The organism is Nostoc sp. UHCC 0251, from assembly GCF_034932245.1.
Taxonomy (GTDB): domain Bacteria; phylum Cyanobacteriota; class Cyanobacteriia; order Cyanobacteriales; family Nostocaceae; genus Nostoc.
In genome coordinates, this window is record NZ_JAYGHD010000276.1 from 1 (window position 1) to 1,221 (window position 1,221).

General features: G+C 40.1%; 1 protein-coding gene. It reads left to right on the forward strand.

Annotated elements, in window-relative coordinates:
* The first annotated feature begins 79 nt into the window (after window positions 1-79).
* Window positions 80-1,218 (forward strand): IS630 family transposase gene (locus VB740_RS18175; RefSeq protein WP_416290106.1). Its coding sequence is split into 2 segments (ribosomal slippage): window positions 80-500 and window positions 500-1,218, totalling 1,140 coding nucleotides; the frame shifts between segments, so codons are not numbered across the junction.
* Window positions 1,219-1,221: the final 3 nt, after the last annotated feature.

Below are 1,221 nucleotides of genomic sequence, written 5' to 3' on the forward strand. Positions count from 1 at the left end.
CTAGTGGTCTGGCAAGTCAACTTTGATGAGTTAATGCCGTTTTTTGGTATGCTTATCTTAACGGGTTTAGGGTGTCATCATGGGTAAAAAATATACAGTAAATTTAAGTGACTCGGAGGTAGAACAACTGCGATCGCTAATCAAAACAGGTAAAAGTAAAGCAAGAAGCATTACCCGCGCCCATATACTTTTGATGGCGAGTGAAGGAGAAACTGATAGAGCGATCGCAGAATCTCTAAGAGTACACGTTTCCACCGTAGAGCGTACCCGTCTTCGATACGTAGAGGGAGGAATTGAATTAGCTGTACAAGACCGCCCTCATCCACCAAAACAACCAAAGTTGAATGGTCAGCAAGAAGCCTTTCTGATTGCAACAGCATGTTCGACTGCCCCAGAGGGAAGAAATCGTTGGACGATGAAACTATTAGCAGAGCGGATGGTAAGTCTAAACATCGTAGATTCAGTCTCTAAAGAAACAGTTCGCTCCTATTTAAAAAAAACGAAATTAAACCTTGGTTAAAAGAACAATGGTGCATTCCCAAAGTGGATGCTGAGTATGTTTTACGGATGGAAGATTTATTAGATTTATACAGCCAACCATATGACCCAAAACATCCAGTGATTTGTTTCGATGAACGCCCATATCCTTTATTAGAGGATGTTAGAGAACCATTACCACCTGAACCAGAGCAACCTCTTCGTTATGACTACGAGTATAAACGCAATGGAAGTGTCAATTTATTTGCAATTTTTGAACCTCATAAAGGTTGGCGACATATTGAGGTTACACAACAGAGAACAAAAAAAGATTTTGCTTTACAAATGAAAAATTTAGTTGACATTCATTGCCTACAAGCAGAATCTATTCGTTTAGTAGTTGATAACCTGAATACACATAATCCATCGGCTTTGTACGAAGTATTTCCACCAGAAGAAGCACGTCGGATTGTCCAAAAATTAGAGTTTCACTACACCCCCAAACATGCTAGTTGGTTAAACCAAGTTGAGATTGAATTTTCCGTTTTATCACGTCAGTGTTTGGAAAGACGAATTGCTGATGTACAAACATTATCCCAAGAAATCGCCTTTTGGGAAAGCGATCGCAATTCTCAAAAAGCAAGTGTAAATTGGCGCTTTAAAACTACGGATGCACGTAAGAAAATGGGACGGCTGTACCCAGATGTCTCACCCATCAAAGTTGACTTGCCAGACCACTAGTAG